This window comes from Photorhabdus antumapuensis (genome assembly GCF_020387775.1).
Taxonomy (GTDB): domain Bacteria; phylum Pseudomonadota; class Gammaproteobacteria; order Enterobacterales; family Enterobacteriaceae; genus Photorhabdus; species Photorhabdus antumapuensis.
On the sequence record NZ_JAHZMK010000015.1, the window covers coordinates 194,485 to 219,732 of the forward strand.

Below are 25,248 nucleotides of genomic sequence, written 5' to 3' on the forward strand. Positions count from 1 at the left end.
ACATGTGCGGTATTGTTGGTATCGTCGGTTTTACACCGGTTAACCAGTCGATTTATGATGCGTTGACGGTGCTTCAGCACCGTGGGCAAGATGCTGCGGGCATTGCCACTATTGATGGTAACAATGGGTTTCGTTTACGCAAAGCCAATGGCTTAGTGAGAGATGTGTTTGAAGCTCGGCATATGCTGCGTTTACAGGGAACGATTGGGATTGGTCATGTTCGCTACCCGACAGCAGGCAGTTCCAGTGCATCGGAAGCTCAGCCGTTTTATGTGAACTCTCCATTTGGTATTACACTGATACACAATGGTAATTTGACGAACGCTCATGTGTTGAAGAAAAAGCTGTTTGAGAATGCTCGTCGCCATGTGAATACCACGTCAGATTCTGAGATTTTGCTCAATGTTTTTGCTAATGAACTGGATTATTTCCAGCGCTATCCACTAGAACCTGACAATATTTTTGCGGCGGTAGCGGCAATGCATAAACAGGTGAGTGGTGCTTATGCCTGCATTGCGATGATTATCGGTCATGGACTAGTCGCTTTCCGTGATCCGCATGGTATTCGTCCGTTGGTTTTAGGTAAGCGTACTTTGGATGATGGCCGTAGTGAGTATATGGTCGCTTCTGAAAGCGTTGCATTGGATACCCTTGGCTTTGAATTCTTGCGGGATGTGGCATCAGGTGAAGCGGTTTATATTACTGAACAAGGTCAGTTATTTACTCGTCAATGTGCTGAAAATCCTTCTCTGACTCCCTGTTTATTTGAATTTGTCTATTTGGCTCGCCCAGACTCTTTTATTGATAAAATTTCGGTTTATAACGCCCGCATACGGATGGGGCATAAATTAGGGGCGAAAATTGCCCGCGAATGGGAAGACTTGCATATTGATGTGGTTATTCCAATCCCCGAAACATCTTGCGATGTCGCGTTAGAAATTGCCCGCATACTCGATAAACCCTATCGTCAGGGATTTGTGAAAAACCGTTATGTTGGCCGGACATTTATCATGCCTGGGCAACAGGAACGCCGGAAATCAGTCCGTCGTAAACTGAATGCTAATCGCGCAGAATTCCGTGATAAAAATGTGCTATTGGTGGATGATTCTATTGTACGTGGTACAACGTCAGAACAGATTGTTGATATGGCTCGTGAAGCCGGCGCGAAGAGAGTTTATCTTGCTTCGGCAGCACCGGAAGTGCGTTTTCCGAATGTTTATGGCATTGATATGCCCAATGCAAATGAACTGATTGCTCATGGGCGTGAAGTTGATGAAATTCGCCAACTCATCGGTGCAGATGCATTGATATTTCAGGATCTAACGGATCTGATCGACGCTGTTCGTGAAGAAAACCCGGATGTTGATGGGTTTGAGAGTTCAGTATTCAATGGTGTTTATGTTACCAAAGACGTTGACCAGACTTATCTCTATTATCTGGAGAATCTGCGTAAAGACGATGAAGCAAAACTGAATAATCAGAATGAAATCGAAAATCTGGATATTTATAATGAAGGTTGATTACCTTTAGAATCTAGGTAGCTGCTCGGTGTTTGCATGAGGGAAAAATGAAAAGATTGATAGTAGGACTTACAGGAGCAAGCGGGGCTATTTATGGCGTAAGGCTACTGCAAGTTTTACAACCAGTTGAAGAGGTAGAAACACATCTGGTCATCAGTCATTCCGCTCGGCAGACACTGGCACTTGAAACAGATTATAGTTTACGGGATGTGCAGGCGCTGGCTGATGTTGTGTATGACAACAGAGATATCGCTGCTGCCATCTCTTCGGGTTCATTCAAAACTTCGGGCATGGTAATTCTGCCATGCTCAATGAAAACCCTTTCAGGTATTGTCCACAGTTATACTGATGGATTAGTGACCAGAGCAGCAGATGTCGTATTGAAAGAAAGTCGTAAACTGGTGCTTGGAGTGAGAGAAACGCCGTTGCATTTGGGGCATCTCAGGTTGATGACTCAGGCGGCAGAAATTGGCGCGGTGATTATGCCGCCTGTGCCTGCATTTTATCATCAGCCTCAACAGATTCTGGATATTATTGACCAGACGGTTAACCGAGTGCTCGATCAGTTTGATATCGAGCTACCTCATGATCTATTTACCCGCTGGCAAGGGGCTAAAAGCGTTGAGATTTAGTGTCTAATAGATCTTCAATCGCTTCTTTTAGTTGAAAATGGCGGAAGCCAAAACCTGCTTGTTCCAAGTTATGCGGTATTGCCTGTTGTCCGCCTAGTACCAGTGCCGCCGCTTCTCCCATGAGTAATTTCAGCACAAAAGCAGGTGTTCGAATAATGGTAGGGCGGTGCAATACTTCTCCCAATGTTGCGGCAAACTGATCATTATGTACTGGATAAGGGGCGGTCATATTAAAAGGACCACTCAAGTCAGGCGTCATTAATAGGTAATAGATGCCATTCACCATATCATCAATATGAATCCAGGGCAGATACTGTTTTCCGCTCCCCATAGGGCCACCAAGCCCAAGACGGAACAGGGGGAGCATTTTTTTCAGTGCTCCGCCGTTTTTTGCCAGTACAACACCAGTACGCAAAAGACAAACACGGGTTTTATCACTGGCTGCTTGTAATGCAAGTTGTTCCCATTGCTTACAGAGCTGATGAGTAAATTCATCATGGGGTGGCTCATGCTCTGTAACGACTGTCTGATCCTGATCCCCGTAATAGCCTACCGCAGAGCCGGAAATAAAGACTTCTGGTGGTGTCTGACTGGCATTAATGAGCTTGCTGAGTTGCTCTGTTAATGTCCAGCGACTTTGGCACAACTTCTCTTTTTGCGTTGAAGTCCACAGTTTGTTTGCTATGGGTTCGCCCGCAAGATTGATTACGGCATCAAAATCGTTGAGATCGGTTTTATCTTTCAGAGTGGTCCAGCATTCAGCCTGTTTACTGAACAGAGAGTACACTTTTTGTGGTGAGCGGCTCAGAATGGTAATGGAATGGGATAGGGAAAGAAGCTGGAAAACCAGACGGCTACCAATCAAGCCTGTTCCTCCGGTGATTAAAATATGCATAGCCACTCCTATAACCTAAGTTGATATAGAAACTATAGCAGGGATATCAAGGCTGATGATTTAAAATACAGCTATCTGTTAGCCGGATCAAGTTTTGCGGGGAAATAGTTACCCCGCAGACAGATATTAGGCTTTGCTATAGGCAATTTGAGTGGCGGGGCGCTGACTGATAGTATCAAACCATTTTTTCACTGCCGGATAATCGCTCAGATCAATATTCTGACGTTCATAGGCACGAACCCACGGGTAAGTTGAGATATCAGCAATACTGTATTCCTGACCGCCCAGATAGGGGATTTTTTCCAATTGGGTATTCAGGACTTGGTACAAGCGCTTTGTCTCTTCCTGATAACGATTAATTGCGTAAGGGACTTTTTCTGGCGCGAAATGATTAAAATGGTGATTTTGCCCTAGCATTGGGCCAAAGCCACCAACCTGCCAAAACAGCCATTGCAGGCTTTGAACACGCTCACGCATATCTTTGCTGAGTAACTTGCCCGTTTTTTCTGCCAGATAAGTAAGAATGGCACCAGATTCGAAAATAGCGATAGGTTTGCCACCATCGATTGGTTGCTGATCAACAATGGCGGGAATCTTATTATTGGGCGAAATGGCAAGAAATTCAGGTTTGAATTGATCCCCTGCGCTAATATCAATTCGGTGAATATTATAGGGAAGGCCAGCTTCTTCCAGAAAGAGTGTGATTTTATGGCCGTTTGGCGTTGGAGCATAATACAGATCGATCATGGAACCTCCAGTGGAACATGTAATTGCATCACACATTATCATTAATTTTTGCAGCGTGTAAGGTATGTTGATACCCTCAGCTATATTAACCGCCCTGCATTATTGTGGCGGTGCTGGTTTGTTAACGCAACAGAGCCTGAGTAAGGATCTTCCTGAACAGTACGACAGGAAGATCTATTGATAAAGAGTACTTATTTGGAGCTTGTTTTTATGCTGCCATCGGCGTTAACTGTTGCCCGACTTCCGCCGTACAGATCTTTCCTGAAAGTAGAGTAATCTGTGTGGACATCATCACGGTCTTCTAATTGTGCCAATATTTCCTGGCTGGATACGCTAAATCCTTTGGCATGTATAGGAGAAGAGAAAGGTTCGGTATAGAGATTCAATCCCCACTGAGGTGCTAAACCGTGGTTAGCTGCACCTAAATTAACTTCAATCATAGAATGATGATTATCATCAACCAGATAACCTGTTGCCAGCCATCGGGTGAGCTCTTTCATTTCCCGCTCCCCACGTTGAATTGACTGATTTGGCGATTCGCCGTGAGTAGGCGTACCTAAAGCAAGATCATTTTTCAGGCCCGCCCCCAACAATCTGGCCGCAGTAATAAAACGATCTGTAGTGCCGGAAGGTGCAGCGACAGTTGGCAAATTGTGTAAAGCTGCATCCTTGGAAAATCCTGTATTTTCTTTCACATTCCAAACAGCAAAACCGTTGCCACGTTGTACGATAATGTTTTCCTTAGCTAATTCTTGATGTGCTTTAATAGGTTCTGACCGACCAAATTGATAGTCTGTTCTGTCTAGCCGATTGCGGGGGTCTAAACTGGCAAACGCCAACTCCCGGCTGGTCAGACGATCATTGGCCTCAAGTGAAGCAGCAGATGACCAGACGCTATCCTTATTAGGAGCTGATGTTCTGAAATCACGCTGAACTTCTGTCAGGCTATTGCCAGCCAGAGCAGGATTACTGATAATTTCTTGCCCTTTTACCTGTTTAGTTACCTGATATAATTCGGGATTTTCAGAGGCATTAAATTTATTTTCATTTTTAAACGTGTAGAGTTTCAACTGATCAGGTAAGGGTTTTTCCTCAGTGGAACCGCGGGCAGGTGCAAAGTTTTTACTTTCCAGGTAACTAATATCAATTATGTTCTTGAATTCTGATTTTAATTCAGGTGATGAATAGATCTTCTCCAGAGTATCTCGGAAATAGGCTGAGTTGGTGAGATCATAATAAGCAGTGGCCTTCTCCCTCAATGTTAGCGGTTCTGTATCTGCCCTATTAGATTTGACACCATTCTGCCGTGCTTCGCTAATGATTCGAGTAAATCCACCTGCGCCAAGCTGACCGACAATACTAAAACCGGGTTTATCACCGGTATAGGCATTAAGCATTTTAGTGATTGCGGTTAATTCACTACCCTCCGCCCGAACGAAAAGTTTTACCAAGTTAGATAAGAGAGAGTCAACCGTTTTATGGGCAGCGGTGCTTTCGCTGGCTAAACGAGAGATATTAACTTCAATTTGTTTATTGGTCACGATGGATTTTTCATTCCATCGTGTGGTAATAGAGGTCGGTGCTGTCAGTGGATTATCAATGGTATTATTTAATAATGGCTCGCAGCAATGGCAAGTTTTATCTGTAGCAGTTGGTTGATGTAATTCAGTTTGATGAATATCAATTCTGGTATTAGCTCTCTGTATTGAAAAATCCGGCATACTTTTTCTCCATTATTTTATTGTGTTTTTTGCTGTGAGCCCTTTGAATTTACGGCCTAAGAAAACAGGTCAAACCAAAATATCATGGGTTGAAGCTGAAGTGGTGGGCTTAGTTTCTGGAAAAGGAAGTTCAGCTCTTATTTTTTGCAGGTTCCCCAGAATATTAGCCAAGTCAGTAGCATCGATTCGCTCTATATCTTGTAATAAACAGAGACGAATAGTTTGCGTTGGTTGATGTAATGCAAGCCATGCTCCTCCCAGTATATTTATATTACTGTTTAATGAGAGCCAAAATTCCGCATCACTATTAACAAACGAAGCTACTGTATGATGAAAAGTCAGCATTGATCCTGTTGAATCTACTTCTAACCACCAGGGGCCATAATCACCAATGTTCAATTGCACTGCGCCGGTGGAAAGATTCAACATAATGTTGGTTTGAGCGGCAAAATCTGCGCATAATTTTTCTAATCTGGACATAAATAAATCTCATCAAAAAAATTAACAGTAAAATATTGTCCAAATTATGTGGTCGGAGCGCAGGATCGTCTATCAAAAACAGACAAGGATATTGTAAGAATTAATCAGATAAATGGGTTCTTTGTGGTAACGAAGTAATATCGTTAACATATGGTGACGGTGGGTTTTTTATGAAGAATCTGGCGATCAACCTAGCGGGATAAGGTGACATAGCCAATCTCAATACTGAGTTCGGCGAGGATTTCCGAGTATTTTGTAGACTGAGGAGATAGGCCGAACATATTGCGTGATAACTATATTGTGAGATGACTATGGCAAGAAAATGGAAGCGTTTAAGGCATCACTATTACTTTGATACACCTAGATTTTATCTGGATTATTTAAAGTCACGATACCTAATATGACCGGGACAATAGTTTGCATATTTTTTATTCTTTAAATAATATTTATATCAATAATAAGGTGTCGGTATATTATCACTTGATCTTTTGTTGTTATTTTGGTTGGGCATAGATGGGATGTTTTTATTATTTGATTCATTAAAAATAAAATTTAATGATTAATCATGACAGTTAGTAAGGATAATGCTTTTATCATGTAAATCAAGCTATTGTTTTTTTAATTTTTTGGTAATGGTAATTCTTTATCAGGGGAATAGATTTGGATTTTTATTTTTTATGGATTTAGTGTTTGTGAAATTAAATAAATCAATGATCTATATTGTTATTTTGTTGCGGTTTTTTACCTTGGTATTTCTCATAATTATATTCGTTTTGCATTTATTGAATTTTATTGTAATTACAGACTTGAGTGAATGAATTTTCTCTCCCACTATTATTAGTGTATCGACCTGATAATAAGCGTCGAATTAATATTCCAGAATAAAAAAAGGAAAATAACAATTATGAGCGAATTATGCCCAGGCGGAACTATTGATAGCCAAAAAATTATAGAAAATTGGGTGGAGTTTCAATTAGTTGATGAACAAAGTAATCCATTAATTAATATGCCTTATCGCCTGATAAGTAGCGGGAGGTTGCGAGATGAGCGTAAAGGTGTGACTAATAACCAAGGATTGCTTAGGGAAGAAAACTTGTCACCTGATGCGGTAACGTTATATATCAGTGCACAACCATTAGCTGATGAAATGGAACAGCGCCCATTACGGGAAAAACGCAGTATTAGGGCATCAGTTGTCAAACCAAAAGCAGAAACGGAAGGTCATCAACACCGTTATGTGACGATTGGACAGATAAGTGATGGCTTGCCTGTAATTGATAAATGGATAGAAGAGAAACCACCACGTTATCATTTCCCGGACCCGATACCGAAAGGTTTTCGTGTTCTTTCAACAAATTGCCGATATATTTTGGAAGTGTGTCCGTTTCGTGCGTGGGTACTGTTGTTACATCATCAGAAAGATTATTCCTTGGTGAATGCTTATAATTTGGCATTAATGGGATTACTGTCATATTTTGATGATAATGTCGATATAGCAGGTTCTATTACTCATTTTTTTAACCGACAGATGTTAGATATATCTCAATTGCCCGGTAAGGTGGAAAAAATAGCGCGTACTCCCATTGTTTATGATGTGCCATTTCGTGAACGTTACACTGATGTTGTATTTATTGATTCAAAAGCGGGTGAAAGTGGGATAGGAGATACGGAGTTATTTTATGTCGCTAATCAACAGGAAATTATTGTTAGCTGGCGGGGAACGGCGAGTGTCAATGACGCCCTCACTGACATTATGTATCAACCATTGAAATTGGGTTGTGAGCCAGACGGTGTATGCAGTGGTTTTATTAATAATGGTAAGGTTCATCGGGGTTTTTGGGAGGCATTTAATCTTATTGGTCAGTTAAAAGCTCCCGGTTCTGATGAAAATGTGTTTGATAACGTTATTGATTTAGCTAGAAGCCGAAACTTATTTATTTGTGGACACAGTTTGGGGGGCGCTTTAGGGTTATTACATAGTGCCCAACTGAAAAAATATCATCCTTGTTTATATAGTTATGGAATGCCGCGGACATTAACCCGTAGTGCGGTACAGGAATTAGAAGAGATTACGCATTATCGTCATGTGAATGAAAATGATCTGGTTCCTTCCATGCCCCCGGAAAAAGATTTGGATAACTGGCTTTATAATTATTGGGGGCCTTTGGGTTATCTATTTAGTACCATTGAATTGTTAGGTTTAACGAACGGTCAGGAAGTTTTCTTACATCATGGGGAAATCGTTCACTTTTATAAAGCTGATCTCATTATTGAAACTTTAAAAAAGAGTGATTCAAACGATTTTATATGGCTCACGGAAATATTACCTGTCATGGCGAAATTGTATTTGATTCCGTCATTGAATTATGAAACGAAAGATAATATGAAGGTGGCATTGGAGATTCAGAAAGAATTTTTTAAACAGATAAGCGACGCTGATAAGAATAAGTGGTTTCCACGTAATGCAAATCCGACTTTGAAATATGCCTTAGGGGTACCTGATCATCGTATGCTTAAATATATTCATTACATTGGCGATCGAATTGCAGAGTTGTTTGCGCCAGACAAATATTATTTTTATCAAGATCAGAAGAAATTATTTGAAAATACAATGAATGAAAGGAGTGATATTGTTCCTGATATTCGGCAACGTAATACACTATTTTTGAATATGGATAACCAGTTAGAGCAGGCACTTATTGATACTCTGCAAGATAAACAGGGTATTTTAGCCTTAACACGTTATACCAATATTGCTACACGGATTGAGAAAGAATTATGATGAAATAAAGGTGAGTAAATTAAATGTTAAGATGAGTGAATGGGTATTTATAACCAAAAAATAGATCGCTAGAAAATAATGCCGCCATAATGAGGCATATGGGCGGACGATGATTGAGATTCTCTTTTTTAATTTGCAGGGTTGATAAGATGAAGCCATCAACCCTGTTATCATTACCAGTAAAAATCTTATTGGACTACAGTTTTGTTGCAGTTCTATTTTAAGTTTAGCGAAAAGGTTGCATGAGCCGTCCGAAACGAATAACTTCGTAGAGTCCCTATCGATTTGGTTGTTTTGAGTAGAATAAACATTTTGTAGATTTGCAAATTTTTGCTAATAAAAAAGGTTTTTTGAAGATGGAACAAGAAAATATAGTGAGTGTTGAGTGGATCGATATCGTTAATGAAAATAATGAAGTCATTGCTCAGGCTACACGTCGGCAAATGCGTGCTCAACGTTTACGACACCGTGCGACTTATATCGTCGTTCACAACGGCATGGGAAAGATTTTGGTTCAACATCGTACAGCAACTAAAGATTTTTATCCGGGAAAACTGGACGCCACCGCAGGTGGTGTTGTGCTGACGGGTGAAAATATGCTGGATTCTGCCCGGCGCGAAGCAGAAGAAGAGTTAGGTATTGCCGGTGTGCCTTTTGCAGAACATGGTAGTTTTTATTATGAGGCAGAGAATTGCCGTATTTGTGGCGCATTATTCAGTTGTATCAGTCACGGTCCGTTTGCTTTACAGGAAGCGGAAATTGATGATGTATGCTGGTTGACGCCGGGGGAGATAACCGCTCGCTGTGATGAATTCACCCCTGATTCGCTGAAAGCACTTTCTCTGTGGCTGACACGTAATAACGATTTTGATGAAATTATTGTCAATAGAAAAAAATGAGAATAATCCAATAAAGAATTATCTAATTCATCAGAGTAAAAATTAATGAGGTTATACGTTCTGATTGATTAAGTGCTGGAGGATGGCTGGCGCCATCCTCCAATTAAAGTGTCGTAAAATATGCGTATAGTGGTACAAGTACTATTCTATTTAAGCGGTAAATAAATATCTGTCAGTAATTCGTGTGTCGCGACTTCATGTGCGAAGTTAAAGTAATGAAAGTACAGTGGGAAATCGCGCAGTTCTTCCCCGCTGGCAGGTAGCCAGTCGCGATACAAATATCGCGCACTCTCCGATAAAGAATCATGTGAACCATAATGGCGAGCTACGGCACAACGCCCACTAGGTATGATGCCGTTAGTCACTTCAAATAGATTATCCTCTTGGATTGGCGTCTCTACTGAGCCGCAAATATCAAAACGGAAATCTTCTCCTGTTATCGTTGCTGGATCGTGTGGAGAAATACCGTAGGTTTGACTGCTGGTAACCGGTGACAGTCCTGTGGTTTTGCGCCATTCGATAAAGCGTGCGGCTGTTGCATTGCATCCTCCAATTAGAGAGTACTATGCCTGAACATAAGAGACATTGCCTGACTGATATTGCTGACTTTTGCGTTAAGCCGATGTAGGAAATGTTATTTAAAATGAAATTCTAATCGTGTGAGGAAGAAAATAATAGCACATAGCAGGTCAATGGATTCAAATTACATTAGATAGTAAAAGGGTATGAAGATTTTAAACTTCTTGATCTTATTAATAAAAATAACCGGATTCTTTAGGGATAAAAAACTCTACGGGGATATGATTATTAGGTTTGAATAACAGATAGCGTTATAAAGAGTCTAAAGAATAAAATTGGGTTTTAATAATGGCTAGTGTTTAAGAAATTAAGTATTTGGGGAAGAAAAGGCTATTTGTTGTTCTATTATTGTGATTTAATGGGCTTGGTTTGATAGAAGTAATGAAAGATATTGTATGGCCCAGATAATCTGGATATCCGCTATGATAAAAGCATTTCTCGATATTGGAGTGCCTTAATAGCTGTTGTTATTTGGTTATGAGGGAGCCAATCAATGGGGCTATTTCGTCTTAAATCAATGATAAATTGGGTTTGAGTTAAGCTGAGTGTTGTTAGGAATTAGGATTATGTGGGACTAAGTCATAGCTATCTGATTCAGCAATGGATGGCAGCCTTTTTATATAGCGGCCATCTATTGGAATTTATAATCAGCATTCTAAGGTTCAGGGCTTACAGCGTTCTTTTGGACAGGATCATGGAATGATTATCGCATTGTTTGAGGATCGAATGAGTCAAAATTAACGAGTTTAGAGGTTTAACATGGTGTGTTCATCAAGACAAAGTTGGCATGATTTAGAGCTCAAAATTAAAGAACTACATGAGATATCATCCAGGCTTAATTTTAGATATCTTTATGATGTTAGAAGCAGCTGTCGTTTTATTTTCGAAATAAATGAACTAATCAGAACGGTTAATTATGAGATAGGTACAAATTGCTTATCTGTTGATGGTGGTATTGCAATCTTGCAAGATGAAATAGATAATCTGAGGAGACAGGAGCTTGACTTGTTAATAAATGATAGCAAGCTATATATGATTGTTCAAAAAGAAAAAAAAGAAAAAGAGGATGAAACAACCAATTTAATTTTGAAACAAGTTGGTTTTGTGAGTGGTGGCTCTCAAATCTTTGCAGGTATTGGCATATGTGTAGCTTCTCTTGGTGCAGCGTGTGCGGGTTTTGGTGTTCCATTGTTGGTGCAAGGAGGAAATAATGTTTATAGAATGGGTATTACCTGTTATTAAGAAAAGAGGCTTCTGGTCCGGTAAGAGATGTTTATCGTGATGCAGCTAAAACACTGGGTTATAGTGAGGCTGATGGTGATAAAATTTACGGCTACGTAGATCTGGGGTTGTCTGGATACGGAATGGCAAGATCTGTTGTGAGGCCCGGAACTTTTCGTTTATTTAGGTATATAAAAACTGATTACATCAGAGGGTGGCAGGAGATGGGGAAAATACCTTTGCTTGCTGAACTTTTCGGTGATGGTGTGACTGGATTCAGTATTTATTCGATTTCTAAAGGTGAGAAAAATGAACGATGATGTGACGTTATCCTATTACAACGTCTTTTTTGTAATTATTTATTACGCAATATCTATTTTCGTGTTTATTGTACTGTTTAAGCTGAGGGGATATGTAAGGGGCTATATTCGAGAAGTGTTTTTTACTGTTATTATTGTGGTTGTTAGTATTGCTCAATATAGTATTTGTGTAAATGGTGGTGTGCTGGTATATATATTACCACATTATTTTAGTATTTACGATTATGATTCAATTAAGTATGGTGCTTGGGTTTTTGTATTTGTATATTTTTGTCTTATTATTATGGATAAACCCTATAGTAAAGAAAAGGAAAGCAGAGATAATGGTGAAAAAGATGAGTGATGGTATAACGTTATCCAATTATAATATCTTTTTTGTAATTATTTATTACGCAATATCTATTTTCGTGCTTATTGTACTGTTTAAGCTGAGGGGATATGTAAGGGGTTATATTCGAGCGGTGCTTTTTACTGTTATTTTTGTAGTTGTTAATACTGTACAGCATAATATTGCTGTAAATGGTGGTGTACTGGTATATATATTTCCACATTATTTTAGTATTTATGATTATAGCTCAATCCGGTTTGGTGCTTTGTTTTTTGCAATTGCATATTCTTGTCTTCTTACTATGGGTAAACCTTAAATACCTCCCATTTGGGAGGTGATATTTTATTGGGTGTTAATATACCGTATCTTCCCATATACTATAACCACCAGTCCCTGCTATAATATGATTCCATGTTATACTCTTATATATTAACGATAAGGTTTCTTGCGGTTGTTGGTCATTATGTTCTAAAGAATTTGGATGGAGTACACTGTACTCCAATATTTGAGCTCCGATTAGCTTTAAATTAAAGTATAATTCTAATCCTCCATTTAAACTTGTCCGATAATGGTTAATGAAACAATCCATTACTTCATTATTGGAAATAGCAACACCTAACAGAGGCGTTGATTTATCAACGGGTTTTGTAATTATCACCGGTTGATGTTTAATGTTTTTCTTACGTAACATTGAGTGGCTTAAACTGTAAACTAGAATTTCATCTTGATGATTAGTTTGGTATTTATTGCCAATCGAGTCAATTGATGAACAGCCCGCAGAGATTAGTCCCTGATTTTTCCCTTTTATTGTCAGATAGATTAAGTCAGCCAAAATATATTTACTCCTATGTCATTAGTATGAATGATGTAGATAAGAAAGTAGTTTGGTTGTCAGACTCATCTCTTTTGCTTCTAACTTTCTCCGTGCTACCAAGAAGATAAAACATAAGTATGTTTGCCCGTTTGGAGAGTATATTTGAAATATTCCAAGTTAGTATCAAAGAGGAGAATGCTAATCAAAGCTCTTTCTATCCCTCAAAATAGCGAAATTTGATCAAAATTCAACCTTTTTGGTTGGTTTTAAAGCAATTGTTTGTTGGTGATATCGGTATTATTAACACGACATTCAGCAATGCAGATTTTGACTTTGAGAGATTCTGTTGGGAATTATTGTTTGTTGATTTTATTAATAGACAGGAAGAACACAGCGTTATTCTTGGAGGATAAAGTTTGTTGTAATCGTTTTGTAGGTCAATACATTCATTTTGCAAATGGCAATATATGTCTGCCTTATGGTAATTCATCTGGGCCAATAATCGCACTATAGGCGAGTGTTTAATCAATACGTGCGCATATTCAGAGTAGACGATAACTTGTTGTCTACAGCCAACAAAATGTTGGTAGTCTCCAATATAGAGCTATAATTGGACCTGAATTTAGATCTATATATGACTATGTTAACTTGGGGGTATTTATATGTTACAGAAGGTTATGTGTGGTTACACCATACCTATAAGCAAGTTCAAATCCAATCCTAGCGCGGCTTTGGCGGAAGCCCAAGGAGATGCTGTTGCTGTCTCATCAAACAATCAGATCCAATTCTATGCTGTGCCTGCACATATGTATGAAGAGATTATTAATTTTGTTGAGTTTGCTCAACGTGGGACAACCGAGTTAAAAAACATGCCAGTTAATTTTACTGGTGAAGATTTGGATATGGATCATATTGCTACTAAGATGGCAACGAAATTTAAACATGGCTCCACTGGAGACTACGAAGAATGGCCGTAATTTTCTGAAAGTACTTTCTTTGTGGCTGACACGCAATAATGATTTTGATAAAGTGATTTTTGATAGAAAAATTGATTAATTTCGTTCTCTGTTTTAGTTGAATAGCTAAATTCCCAAATATTGAATATATTCATATGCGGTTATGAGAAGGTATATCAATATTATGATAACCAGAATGCATTTGTTCGCTAAGGTGAAGAGATAAATGGAAATCGGAACAGATAATTCTAGGAAACTATCATCTGAATATAAGCAAAATCGTGATGCTCGCTTGTTAGTGCGCCGAAAGGCTTTAAAGGAGTCAATCCTATCAGATTCAATCTGGTTAACTTCAGTGGCTGTTTCAGATGGATATGGGTTTAAATCCAGCAATAAGAGCGCAGGACCAAACAGATGGAAAAATAGTAGTAAGATTTTTGCAATTACAATTGATGGTAAAGACTATTTTCCTCAATATGCTTTAAATGAAGATTTTAAACCTCTTGATATTGTTAAGAAAATAATCACGTTATTTGGTGATAAAAAAACCTCTTGGGGATTGGCTATTTGGTTTGGTTCGAATAATAGTTGGTTAGGTAATAAAAAACCCAAAGACGTCTTGGCAACAATGCCAGAGCAAGTACTTATTGCCGCTAGGGGAGAATTGGAAGGGCATGGTTAAGAGAAAAGATCAAGAATTACAAGAATAAAACCCCCGGGCAGGATATTCTGTCCCGGGTAATTTAGTTATTTAAACGATGTTGTATTTTATCGTTACATTGAAGCATCTTATTTATTTTATTTCTGGCATCACACCGATAAAAGAGGTTTTTTTCCTTGGTCCAGATATCAGGAATTCAAGCTGTTCAACACATTTTAGATAATGAGGGGTTTGCTTGTGTGCGGCAGCGGCTTTTTCATCAACATATGCCTCATAAATATAAAAACGGGTAGGAATATTTTCGTCCCGTAATACATCAAAACGTAAATTGCCTTCTTCTTTAATTGATCCCAGATGATTAAGGCGAAAAACTTCAATAAACTCGTCTAATTTGTCCTGCTTCACATTAATTTCAACCAAAGTTACGTTCATCTCGGTTCTCCTTATTGTTTTTCACTTAAAAATAACTCGTAAGCTTTGCTGGCACTCTCATTCTGGTGTACGACGGCTTGAACGGCTTTTAACATGGCAACCGGTGCTTCGGATTGGAAAATATTACGTCCCATATCAACACCGGCAGCCCCTTGATCAATTGCCTGATAACACATCTCCAGAGCCTCTTTTTCTGGTAACTTTTTACCACCAGCAATCACAATAGGCACTGGACATCCACTGGCAATACGTTCAAAGCCTGTATCGACATAGTAAGTTTTAATGATTTGTGCGCCCATTTCGGCTGCAATGCGCGTCGCCAGAGAAAAATAACGTTGATCCCGAACCATATCTTTACCAACACCGGTGACGGCCATCGTTGGCATACCGTAACGCATTCCCTGATCGACTAATTTGATAATATTTTTAATTGACTGATGTTCATATTCAGAGCCGATATAGACTTGAGCGGCTACTGCACAGACATTTAGGCGTAAAGCATCTTCCATAGCAACTGCAACCGCTTCGTTGGACAATTCCGTCAGAATAGAGTTGGCGCCGGAAGCACGTAAGACCACGGGTTTGTTGGTTGCAGGCGGGACCTGACTACGCAGAATACCTCGGGTACACATTAAGACATCGGTATGGGGAAATAGCGGAGCAATATTGATATCGATGCGCTCAAGCCCGGTTGTTGGCCCCTGAAAATAACCGTGGTCGAAAGCCAACATAACCGTTCGATTGGTTTTGGGATTAAAAATGCGCGAAAGTCGTGATTGCATTCCCCAATCCAGTGCGCCGCAGCCTTTCAGTTCAAACAGACTATTCTGCTGCGGGATATCAATACCAAAATCTTTACCATCTTTAATATCATCTAAATCTGCCATTTTTCTTCTCCTAACTCACTTACATTGGGTCAGCAACCCTGCATGGCAGAGATTGCTGAACCGTAGTATTAGAAATCGTATTGATTGATATTGTCTTTGGTGAAAATGACCCGTTCAGGCAAAACAACAATGCCGTTTCCTTTGGCTTCATAGCGGTAACCCTGAACGCGGTTTGGTGCAACTTCAACAATGCCAATATCGGGAATATCCAGCTTATCGCCGACATTTAAATCACCTTTCTTGAGTAATTCATTGGCGATATGAATTGATATTTTGCCTTGGTTGACCACATCCCAGAGCCCGAATTGTTTGACGGTTCCGCGTTCAACATAAGGGCGCATGACATTGGGGGTACTGAAACCTACAATCGCAACATCTTGTCGTTTCAAATTTTCTGCTGCTTGTGCTGCGGCTGGCAGGGCGTTAGCATCCGGGGCAATAATGGCATCCAAATCACTCCAGGCTTTTAAAATCCCTTCTGCGGTTTGTAAGGATTTGGTTGCATCGTTATAACCAAACTGGGTGGTAACAATTTCCCAACCTGGATGTTCTGCGGCAATTTTATCTTTAGCTTCTTTTACCCATTGGTTTTGGTCAGTTACCGTTGGGCTGGAGTAGAAAAACGCGACCTTGGCTTGCTCTTTTTGCACCTGATTAGCGGCCATATCCACCAGCATTCCGCCCAGTTGGTTTGGCGTTCCTTGGTTAATATAAATTGAACGGCATTCCGGCGAAGTGTCTGAATCCCAAGTCAGGATTTTCACTCCCCGTTGCATGGCCCGTTTCAACGCCGGGCACAGACCATCCGGTGAAACCGCAGAGACCACAATAGCGTTATAGCCTTGGTTCACGAAGCTGTTGATAAGCTGAACTTGCCCGGCAACACTGGGTTCTGTTGGTCCATCATAGGTCACATTGACACCCAAGGCTTTCCCGGCGGCTACCGCACCTTGGCCGCCACTGGTAAAAAAGCCGACACCGACCAGTTTAGGGATGAAAGCGATTCTTTCGGCGGCGTGTACCCAAGAGGCGCAAGCCAGACTTAATAGGCTGATTAGAGCCAGTTTTTTCAGGATTAATGTTTTCATTACTCTCTCCATTTGTTGGGTTTCAGAGGGACTGTAATGTCATAAAATTCATTCTGTAGGTTTATGAAGACAATCTCTGATTTCGCCATCGCTGTATCCAGTCACGGATTTGGTGGTGGTGCAGGCTGATGGAACGTCCTACCACGGCAATAATTAACAGGGCACCGGCAAGGGCACTGGATACCTGATTGGGGACGCCAGCCATCTGTAATCCCTGTTGTAAATAACCAATTAATAATATAGCCAGCGCTGTGCCGATAATTGAACCTGAACCACCGTAAATATTGGCTCCCCCTAAGACTACCGCAGTGATTGCTGGCATCAGAAATGACGTGCCGAGGTCAGAGCGCGCTGATCCAAAATAGGAAACTAATACAATGGCCGCGATAGCAGAAGCTATGCCGGTCAGGGTATAGAGAAGATACAGGGTTCGGGCAACGGGAATTGCCGCGTAACGGGCAACTTTACTGCTTTGCCCAATCAGAAAAATATTGCGTCCACTGTGTGTACGATGCATGAACAGCCAGCAAATAAGGACACAGAGTAGAAATAGCATCAATGGCATAGGTAGGCCAAACAAAGTCAAATTAGCAAAATCAGTCAATGTTTGTGGAAAGCCCCCAATACCTTCGTAACCGGTTGCACCGGAGATGCCGGAAAGCAGCAGGGCACTGCCACCGAACAGATATAGGGTACCGAGTGTGATAACCAATGGATTAATGCCGGTATATAAAATGAGTGCTGCATTGATTATTCCACATATTGCACCGACCAATAGCGTCAAAGGAATAGCGGCGGCCATTGGCATACCGGCTTGATTCATCACTCCGAGCGATATCGCGCACAGACCAATGGTTGAGCCGAATGAAATATCAATACCACCACTCACAATAACCATAGTCAGTGGCAAGGCCACAATCCCGATACAGATAAAATCACTGGTACTGAGCAACAATATATTGATATCCAGCATGCGCGAGTTTGCTATGCCAAACAGTAGAATTTCAATAATCAGTAATGCGGCTAAGGCGAATTCCCAGCCATAACGTTGACCGATATTCATTATGTCACCTGATTACTTTTGTCATTTTTGAGGAACCGGGCATATTTTTGTTGGCGGATATTTTTTTCGATGGCCCAACGAAGGCGCCCATCAAAAATCAATACCGCCAGCAGAACAAATCCGGCAATAAAATCGTTCCACCAGGCAGGGAGTTTTAGCAGTACTAATCCGCTGTTTATCTGCGTCAGGAAAAATGCGCCTAAAATAGCACCGATCACTGTACCGGTGCCGCCAAGCAGACTGATACCGCCTAGCACGCAAGCTGCGATAGCTCTCATTTCCAGCCCACTGCCGGTCTGATTTGGGATAAAACCAATTTGGGAAGCAAAAACAATTCCGGCCAGCGCTGCCATGACCCCATTCACGGAGAAGGCGATAATTTGAATGCTATCTGTACGAACGCCCAGTTGCCGAGCGCCTTGCAGGTTGTCTCCCGTGGCGTAAAAGCTCCGGCCAAAAGTGGTTTTTGCTAGTATCCACGCCATTGCTAATATCAGGATCATTAACAGCCAGCCGATAGGTGAGATATTGAACCATAAAGGTGTGGAAAGGCGCTTTAATTCGTCCGGTAAGCCTTCAATCCATTTACCGTCAGTAAGCAATAACATCAGTCCACGGTAAAGCCCCAACGTGCCGAGGGTGGTAACAATCGCGGGAATTTTCAACCAGGTGACCAGTGCACCATTGAAGAATCCGGCACACATGCCGAGCAGAAGAGTCAACAGGCAGGAAACGGGCAGGCTCAAGCCGGCATTCAGTGACATTCCCATAATGACTGCGCATAAGCCGGCAATGGAGCCGACAGAAACATCAATATTGCGAGTCAGCATGACCAGTGCCGCCCCCATTGCAAGCAAGATAAGGATCTGCGCACTGCCGAAAACTAGGGTGACAGTTTGTAAGCTAAAGTACTGGTGGTCGATAACACTGAGTAAGCCAAACAGGCAGAGAATAGCAATCAATGCGGTAATTTCGCGGTTATTCTGGATAAGTTTCAACATGATGCCGCCTGTTGTGGTTTATGTTCGCCGAAGGCGATATGCATAATGGTGTCAACATCCATCTGTTGCTTAGTTAACTCGCCATTGATTTCTCCCTGATGCATGACTAATACCCGATCAGCTATTTGAACCACTTCATCCAGATCGGATGAAATAAAAATAATGGCCACTTGCTGCTGGGCGATATGACGAATCAGTTGGTAAATATCATTGCGTGCCGCGACATCCACACCACGTGTAGGTTCATCAATAATAAGGACGGCGGGGTGAGCTTCCAGGCATTTAGCAATCAGAATTTTTTGTTGATTACCGCCGGACAGTGTTTTAATCGGTTGGTTGATATGGCTGAATTTGATATTCAGTATTTGGCAATAGCGCTCAAGTACCGCTGTGTCATAGGCAGGGCGTATCCAGAATGTATTGCGGTTGTGGGTTAGTGAGCAGATATTCCAGCCGAGTGATGAATCCAGAAATAACCCTGATGACTGTCGATCTTCCGGCAAATAAACCAAACCCTGAGCCAGACGTTGAGCAGTTTTTAGCCCATTAACAGTATGTTGTTTTAACTTGATTTCGCCGGATATCGCAGGGCGCAGGCCATAAAGTGTTTCAGCCAGTTCTGTGCGACCTGCACCAACAACCCCGGCCAAGCCAAGAATCTCACCCGGTTTCACTGAGAATGTGATATTGCTGAAACCCTCGCCACTCAGTTTGGTGACTGTCAATATTGGTCGATCTGATGCTGTCTGATGCGGGTTATTGCTGAGATCCAGTCCCAATTTTGGGGTGCCATTTAATGGCTGATTTTTCGCAGCCGGTGTAATGGCCTGAATAATGTCATCCGTTGTGTAATCGCGGATTTTACCGCTTAAAGCAATACTGCCGTCACGCATGACACTGACCTGATCCGCTAGTTGGTAAATTTCAGGGATTTTGTGAGAAATAAAAATGAGGCCGACACCTTGCTGTTGTAACTCACGGAGCTGGGCAAATAAGCGTTCGGTTTCTACGGGTGTTAGGGAGGCGGTAGGTTCATCAAGGATTAATATTTTCGAATTACGCATCAGGCCACGCATAATTTCTACCAGTTGCTGATCGGCAACATTAAGGCTGCTAGCACTGACATATAGATCCAATTGACAGCCAAGTAATGCTAGTAGCTGTTTCATTCTTGACCTATCTACCTGATGCTTTGGCAAACGAAACAGGATGTTTTCCTGTACAGATAAATTCGGGAATAGTAATGGTTCTTGTGGTATCAGATAAATACCGAGTTGATGGGCTTTAGTGGGATTAAGATGGCTAACATGATTATCGCTAATCTTGAGCGTACCTTTATCCGGTTGTTCTATACCGGCAATAATCTTCATAAGTGTTGATTTGCCTGCGCCATTACCCCCTAACAGAGCATGTATCTGTCCTGGAAACAGAGTAAAATCAATATGTTTCAGTACCATTACGCCGGAAAATTGCTTACTGATGCCACTGACTTCTAATAGTGGTGGTACTGCGGTGTTGTTATGTAACATCGCGGCATCCTCTTACATGCAGGTGCGGAGGCAGACAAAATGAACATTTATATATTTAAAAAATAATTGTTCAACATAGTAGCTGTTAAATTGTGACCTTGGCAATATTTAGATCACGTTTTGTGAAAAATTTGTATATTCATTGAATTGTGTTCAAATTTTTGCGGTAAGACTCTGGTGTGTTATACGTTTTAATGGTTATCTGTTGAGTGCGGATAAAAGAAAGTGGTTATGTCGATAAAATCAGTGAAAGAAAAATCAACTAAAGAGAAAAATGTATCGTCCGAGGACGCTTATCCGGGTAATAGCATGAGTGAAGAAGAGCTGCTTGCGCGTATTGCATGGTTTTATTATCACGATGGCCTGACACAAGGTGACATCGGAGATTTGCTTGGTTTGAGCCGGTTAAAAGTCTCCAGATTACTGGAGAAAGGGCGGCAATCAGGTGTCATTCGGGTACAAATTAACTCTCGTTATGAGGGGTGTTTAGCGCTGGAAGATACCTTGCAAAAACATTTCTCTTTGAAACAGGTGCGCGTTTTGCCTGCACTGGCGAATATGAATCTTAATGCCAGATTGGGGGTTGGTGCGGCACATTTGCTGATGGCGTTGATTGAACCGCAGCAATTATTGGCTGTGGGATTTGGTGAAACCACCATGTGCACATTGCAACATTTAAGTGGTTTCATCTCATCACAGCAAATTAGGTTAGTCACATTATCTGGTGGTGTCGGTCCTTATATGACTGGTATTGGTCAACTGGATGCGGCCTGTTCAATCAGTATTATTCCCGCCCCATTACGTGCTTCGACGGCTCAAGTTGCTGAAACATTCCGTCAGGAGAGCAGTGTCCGTGATGTTTTGCTAGCGGCTTGTGCGGCTGATATTGCTATCGTTGGTATTGGTGCAGTTAATCAGAAACAGCAGGCGACAATCATGCGTTCTGGTTATATCAGTGGTGGCGAACAGCTCATGTTTGGTCGGAAAGGCGCTGTGGGCGATATCCTTGGCTATTTTATGTGCGCTGATGGTGAGCTGGTGGAAGATATACAGATTCATCAGGAGCTGATTGGTATCTCCATGCCAGAACTGAAAACCATCCCAACAGTGATTGGCGTTGCGGGCGGGGAAGAGAAAGCGGAAGCCATTATTGCTGCGCTGAATGGTCAATATATCAATGGACTGGTGACGGAAGAACAGACTGCCAAAGCAATGCTGAATTTGCTGCGCTGAACCCTATATTTACTCTATCCGTGGAATAAGCAGAAACAATTTGAGGTAAGGCTATAAGTTCAAAAAGTGATTAAACTGAGGATAGCATCATGAATCAACGCCGTAGTGCTAATCCATCGGGAAAATATCTGATGGCGCTTGATGCAGGAACAGGGAGTGTTCGTGCAGTGATATTTGATCTTGAAGGAAATCAGATCGCCGCAGGGCAGGCTGAATGGATACATCAGCCTGTACCTGATGTACCGGGTTCAATGGAGTTTGATTTAGCGACGAATTGGCAACTTGCTTGCCAATGTATTCGCCAGGCGCTGAAAACCGCGCAATTGCCCGCCAGTGCTATTCAGGGGGTGGCGTCTTGTTCCATGCGGGAAGGCATTGTGCTTTATAACCGAAATGGTGAGCCGATTTGGGCTTGTGCTAATGTGGATGCGCGTTCCAGCCATGAAGTCAGTGAATTGAAGGCGCTGTATGACAACACTTTTGAATATGATGTGTATCAGTGTTCAGGGCAAACATTAGCGTTAGGTGCAATGCCTCGTCTGTTATGGTTGGCTCACCATCGCCCGGATATTTATCGTCAGGCAGCCGCTTTGACCATGATCAGCGACTGGCTGGCAAATATGCTCAGTGGTGAATTGGCTGTTGATCCCTCTAATGCCGGTACGACAGGTATGCTGGATCTGGTGAGCCGTGATTGGCGTCCCGATTTGCTTGAAATGGCAGGATTGCGTTCTGATATTCTCTCGCCGGTAAAAGAGACTGGCATTTTGTTAGGCTACGTCACGGAGAAAGCGGCTGCTCAATGTGGGCTGAATGTTGGCACACCGGTCATTATGGGCGGTGGTGATGTACAACTTGGTTGTCTTGGTTTAGGTGTTGTCAAGCCAGCTCAGACCGCCATTATCGGTGGTACTTTCTGGCAGCAGGTTGTCAATTTGCCGGCGCCGGTCACTGACCCAAATATGAATACACGGATAAATCCTCATGTTATTCCCGGCATGGTTCAGGCGGAGTCCATTAGTTTCTTTACTGGCTTAACTATGCGTTGGTTTAGGGATGCATTTTGCGCGGAAGAAAAGCTGCTGGCGGAGCGTCTTGGCGTTGATACTTATAGCTTACTGGAAGATATGGCGGCCAGAGTTCCGGCAGGCGCTTACGGTATCATGCCAATTTTCTCTGATGTGATGCGGTTTAAAGCTTGGTATCACGCCGCACCTTCCTTTATTAACCTTTCCATTGATCCTGAGAAATGCAATAAAGCGACGCTCTTCCGCGCGTTGGAAGAGAACGCAGCGATTGTCTCGGCCTGCAATCTGGATCTAATTGCTGCCTTTTCAGCGGTGAAGCCAGATTCACTGGTATTCGCTGGTGGGGGTTCAAAAGGAAAATTGTGGAGCCAGATTCTATCTGATGTGACAGGGTTGCCGGTTAGGGTGCCGATGGTGAAAGAATCAACCGCTTTGGGGTGTGCAATTGCTGCTGGAGTGGGGGTTGGGCTTTATGATGCAATGGTGGTTACAGGGGAAAAACTGGTGCGTTGGCAACATGAATATCAGCCAAATCCTGAACATTATGACGTGTATCAAAAGGCTAAACAGAACTGGCAGGCGATATATGCCGATCAGTTAACGCTGGTTGATAATGGTTTAACAACGTCATTGTGGAAGGCGCCGGGATTATAACTTACAACCATTTGGTTTGCTGATGATTTGTTGGGTGTGCTTGCGCTGATATACGGCTTGTGCACCAAATATTCTTATGTCTGAATCACAATCTTTAAAGATAATTGTCATTATTAATTGATTTTTTTATTCAATTTATTCGTAGATTGACGGTAATGATTTCTTATTGTGACAGTAATCAAATTAGCTTTCTTGACTGCCATAATTAATTAAACTACTTTTTAATAGCTACCCTGCATAAGCTAATTCAAAAAATCTATTTAGCAATTATCACAATTATTATGTGGTGCGCTGTAAAACCCCGGCCTTTTGCGACACCCTTTTTAGGGCGGGAAGGATGTCAAAGAGTAAATTTATATGGACGCAAGAACTGACTATTTTATTCAGTCCGCATTAGAAGTTTTTGGAGAGAATCTCCTTGGTATTGTGGAAACTGATTCATATCTCCGCCAACTCGATTATTCTTCTCGGTGTGTGAGGCATTTCTACGTGATTGTACCTGATAATTTCGTCACAGGTTGTATTACATCACTAAGATACCCTCAGGCGGAGTTTTTTGAGTTTACCTTAAATTACCTTACTATTAGCGAGTTATCATGTTATCCGCCTCATTGTATGTGGCAATTTACTAAGAATCCTTGGCTCTTACGGTCGGAAAAAATCGGTGATGTGGTACTCTCTGATATCAAAGGGAATCTTGATATATACAGACAAGCAGTCTTTAGCGTTGCCCATATTGCGAGTCTTTATTACCTTAGAAACTGATAGATTATTAGCCTTTTATCTTCATGGTAGTGCTGCCAGAGGTGATATGCGAAGTGGTTCAGATATAGACTCTATCGCTATCGTGGATGAAGTCGATACCGTTATTCTTGAAGCCATCCGCTCAACACAATCCAGGTTCAAGGATTTATCCATCTCCGTATATAGTGCATCGAATGTTCATCAATATCCTAGTTTCAGAACATATGCGCTCATCAATGGAACTAAGCGTGTCTATGGTAATCTTGCTTTAGAAATGAAACCGTCATTGAAAGATGATGTGTATGGCATTATTAACAATCTATTTGCTATAAGGCAGATAGCTCGTTCTTATCTGATTTCTGGTACATATGGACATCGGTCACATTATATGCTTGGACTGATGATGAAACTCACTGATCATGGTTGTTTATGCCCTTTGCAAATCCTAAAAAGTGGTTTCTATCCAACTAAGAAAACGCAGGTTTTGGAATACTACAAAGACAATGAAATTCTCACTGACATTATTAAATATACGCAAAACCTAAAAGAATGTGAGAACACGTTAAGGCAAAAATTGCTTATTGGGAATCGAACTGAATTAGAAAACTTATTCTATTTATTACTTGACGCATGTGTAATAGTGGCAGGGAGATTAAATATGGTACAAGCCGAGAAGTCAATTTCATAGATGGAATGATTCTAGTTATTTTAGCTAAGAATATTACGATGGATAAAGTATTAATTCGGATCTAAACATAGTCATTAGCTAGTGCAATAATTTAATTATTGGGTAGCTTATTAGTCGAATCCGCCGATCATATTTGTACGGTAATAGCACGGTATAAGCGTCCTAAGGGATATACTTTTTTAACCTTACCTAGAAATGCAAGTGGAAAAATCATAAAAGAGCAATTGAGACAATTGATTAGTAATTCCTGAGATCCCGATGTTGGGATCTCGTATTATGATTATATAGCCAACGCCCTTAATGGGATTCTTACTGGTGCCAGAATTAGTGGCGAATTTGCGCCAGT

Annotated in this window: 21 protein-coding genes and 2 pseudogenes; 11 read left to right on the forward strand and 12 right to left on the reverse strand. The window is 41.3% G+C overall.

The features are described from left to right. The first annotated feature begins 2 nt into the window (after positions 1-2). A complete protein-coding gene (gene purF / locus KZ793_RS06875; protein WP_225814676.1) occupies positions 3-1,520 on the forward strand; it encodes an amidophosphoribosyltransferase in 1,518 nt (505 codons plus the stop codon). Between the two features lie 47 nt (positions 1,521-1,567). Further along, the gene (locus KZ793_RS06880) at positions 1,568-2,152 is read left to right on the forward strand and encodes a UbiX family flavin prenyltransferase (RefSeq protein WP_225814677.1); all 585 of its coding nucleotides are present in this window, start codon (positions 1,568-1,570) and stop codon (positions 2,150-2,152) included. Here the strand turns inward: KZ793_RS06880 and KZ793_RS06885 are convergent. The 4 genes from KZ793_RS06885 to KZ793_RS06900 all read right to left on the reverse strand — a co-directional run bounded on the left by KZ793_RS06885 (position 2,133) and on the right by KZ793_RS06900 (position 5,995). After that, complete coding sequence (locus KZ793_RS06885) at positions 2,133-3,047, reverse strand: TIGR01777 family oxidoreductase (RefSeq protein WP_225814679.1); 915 nt, start codon at positions 3,045-3,047, stop codon at positions 2,133-2,135. The two genes, KZ793_RS06880 and KZ793_RS06885, sit on opposite strands and share 20 nt — an antisense overlap. Positions 3,048-3,173: 126 nt before the next feature. Beyond that, the gene (gene yfcG, locus KZ793_RS06890) at positions 3,174-3,794 is read right to left on the reverse strand and encodes a GSH-dependent disulfide bond oxidoreductase (RefSeq protein ID WP_225814680.1); all 621 of its coding nucleotides are present in this window, start codon (positions 3,792-3,794) and stop codon (positions 3,174-3,176) included. Positions 3,795-3,985: 191 nt separating this feature from the next. After that, a complete protein-coding gene (locus tag KZ793_RS06895) occupies positions 3,986-5,515 on the reverse strand; it encodes a hypothetical protein (protein WP_225814682.1) in 1,530 nt (509 codons plus the stop codon). Between the two features lie 69 nt (positions 5,516-5,584). Beyond that, positions 5,585-5,995 (reverse strand): type III secretion system chaperone, encoded by a 411-nt coding sequence (locus tag KZ793_RS06900; RefSeq protein WP_225814683.1) that lies wholly within the window; start codon positions 5,993-5,995, stop codon positions 5,585-5,587. A 904-nt stretch (positions 5,996-6,899) separates the two neighbouring features. On the opposite strand from KZ793_RS06900, the gene KZ793_RS06905 reads away from it, so the two are divergent. Continuing rightward, positions 6,900-8,777: a lipase family protein gene (locus KZ793_RS06905; protein ID WP_225814684.1), complete on the forward strand. Its 1,878-nt coding sequence runs from the start codon at positions 6,900-6,902 to the stop codon at positions 8,775-8,777. Between the two features lie 356 nt (positions 8,778-9,133). Beyond that, entirely contained in the window at positions 9,134-9,676 is a 543-nt protein-coding gene (gene yfcD, locus KZ793_RS06910) for an NUDIX hydrolase YfcD (protein ID WP_225814685.1), read from the forward strand. A 146-nt stretch (positions 9,677-9,822) separates the two neighbouring features. On the opposite strand, the pseudogene KZ793_RS06915 reads toward yfcD, so the two are convergent. After that, a pseudogene (locus KZ793_RS06915) lies at positions 9,823-10,218 on the reverse strand (AraC family transcriptional regulator); the annotation flags it as partial. 796 nt (positions 10,219-11,014) lie between these two features. Between KZ793_RS06915 and KZ793_RS22520 the strand changes: the two are divergent. Beyond that, positions 11,015-11,646: pseudogene (locus KZ793_RS22520) on the forward strand (DUF4225 domain-containing protein); the annotation flags it as partial. A gap of 139 nt (positions 11,647-11,785) precedes the next feature. Beyond that, positions 11,786-12,139, forward strand: a complete 354-nt coding sequence (locus KZ793_RS06925; RefSeq protein WP_225814686.1) for a hypothetical protein — start codon at positions 11,786-11,788, stop codon at positions 12,137-12,139. A gap of 337 nt (positions 12,140-12,476) precedes the next feature. On the opposite strand, the gene KZ793_RS06930 is transcribed toward KZ793_RS06925, so the two are convergent. After that, complete coding sequence (locus KZ793_RS06930; RefSeq protein ID WP_225814687.1) at positions 12,477-12,956, reverse strand: Hcp family type VI secretion system effector; 480 nt, start codon at positions 12,954-12,956, stop codon at positions 12,477-12,479. 644 nt (positions 12,957-13,600) lie between these two features. Between KZ793_RS06930 and KZ793_RS06935 the strand changes: the two genes are divergently transcribed. Both KZ793_RS06935 and KZ793_RS06940 read left to right on the forward strand, forming a co-directional pair. Further along, the gene (locus tag KZ793_RS06935; RefSeq protein ID WP_225814688.1) at positions 13,601-13,915 is read left to right on the forward strand and encodes an antitoxin of toxin-antitoxin stability system; all 315 of its coding nucleotides are present in this window, start codon (positions 13,601-13,603) and stop codon (positions 13,913-13,915) included. 205 nt (positions 13,916-14,120) lie between these two features. Continuing rightward, positions 14,121-14,576, forward strand: a complete 456-nt coding sequence (locus KZ793_RS06940; protein WP_225814689.1) for an MbcA/ParS/Xre antitoxin family protein — start codon at positions 14,121-14,123, stop codon at positions 14,574-14,576. Positions 14,577-14,687: 111 nt separating this feature from the next. On the opposite strand, the gene lsrG is transcribed toward KZ793_RS06940, so the two are convergent. The 6 genes from lsrG to lsrA all read right to left on the reverse strand — a co-directional run bounded on the left by lsrG (position 14,688) and on the right by lsrA (position 20,555). Then, complete coding sequence (gene lsrG / locus KZ793_RS06945; protein WP_225814690.1) at positions 14,688-14,987, reverse strand: (4S)-4-hydroxy-5-phosphonooxypentane-2,3-dione isomerase; 300 nt, start codon at positions 14,985-14,987, stop codon at positions 14,688-14,690. An 11-nt stretch (positions 14,988-14,998) separates the two neighbouring features. Then, the gene (lsrF, locus tag KZ793_RS06950; RefSeq protein ID WP_118986376.1) at positions 14,999-15,874 is read right to left on the reverse strand and encodes a 3-hydroxy-5-phosphonooxypentane-2,4-dione thiolase; all 876 of its coding nucleotides are present in this window, start codon (positions 15,872-15,874) and stop codon (positions 14,999-15,001) included. A gap of 68 nt (positions 15,875-15,942) precedes the next feature. Beyond that, entirely contained in the window at positions 15,943-16,962 is a 1,020-nt protein-coding gene (gene lsrB / locus KZ793_RS06955; RefSeq protein WP_225814691.1) for an autoinducer 2 ABC transporter substrate-binding protein LsrB, read from the reverse strand. A gap of 61 nt (positions 16,963-17,023) precedes the next feature. After that, on the reverse strand, positions 17,024-18,028 hold the full coding sequence (lsrD, locus tag KZ793_RS06960) for an autoinducer 2 ABC transporter permease LsrD (protein ID WP_317987447.1): 1,005 nt from the start codon (positions 18,026-18,028) through the stop codon (positions 17,024-17,026). Next, on the reverse strand, positions 18,025-19,026 hold the full coding sequence (gene lsrC / locus KZ793_RS06965) for an autoinducer 2 ABC transporter permease LsrC (protein WP_225814695.1): 1,002 nt from the start codon (positions 19,024-19,026) through the stop codon (positions 18,025-18,027). Before lsrC ends, lsrD begins: the two co-directional genes overlap by 4 nt. Continuing rightward, positions 19,020-20,555, reverse strand: a complete 1,536-nt coding sequence (gene lsrA, locus KZ793_RS06970) for an autoinducer 2 ABC transporter ATP-binding protein LsrA (protein ID WP_225814697.1) — start codon at positions 20,553-20,555, stop codon at positions 19,020-19,022. The genes lsrC and lsrA overlap by 7 nt, the downstream gene beginning before the upstream one ends. Positions 20,556-20,786: 231 nt before the next feature. Between lsrA and lsrR the strand changes: the two genes are divergently transcribed. The 3 genes from lsrR (at position 20,787) to KZ793_RS06985 (ending at position 24,902) form a co-directional block, all read left to right on the forward strand. Then, positions 20,787-21,788, forward strand: a complete 1,002-nt coding sequence (lsrR, locus tag KZ793_RS06975) for a transcriptional regulator LsrR (protein ID WP_198672793.1) — start codon at positions 20,787-20,789, stop codon at positions 21,786-21,788. 89 nt (positions 21,789-21,877) lie between these two features. Next, on the forward strand, positions 21,878-23,470 hold the full coding sequence (lsrK, locus tag KZ793_RS06980; protein WP_225814698.1) for an autoinducer-2 kinase: 1,593 nt from the start codon (positions 21,878-21,880) through the stop codon (positions 23,468-23,470). A gap of 667 nt (positions 23,471-24,137) precedes the next feature. Continuing rightward, positions 24,138-24,902 carry a nucleotidyltransferase domain-containing protein gene (locus KZ793_RS06985; RefSeq protein ID WP_225814713.1) on the forward strand — a complete coding sequence of 255 codons (765 nt, stop codon included), beginning with the start codon at positions 24,138-24,140 and terminating at the stop codon, positions 24,900-24,902. Positions 24,903-25,248: the final 346 nt, after the last annotated feature.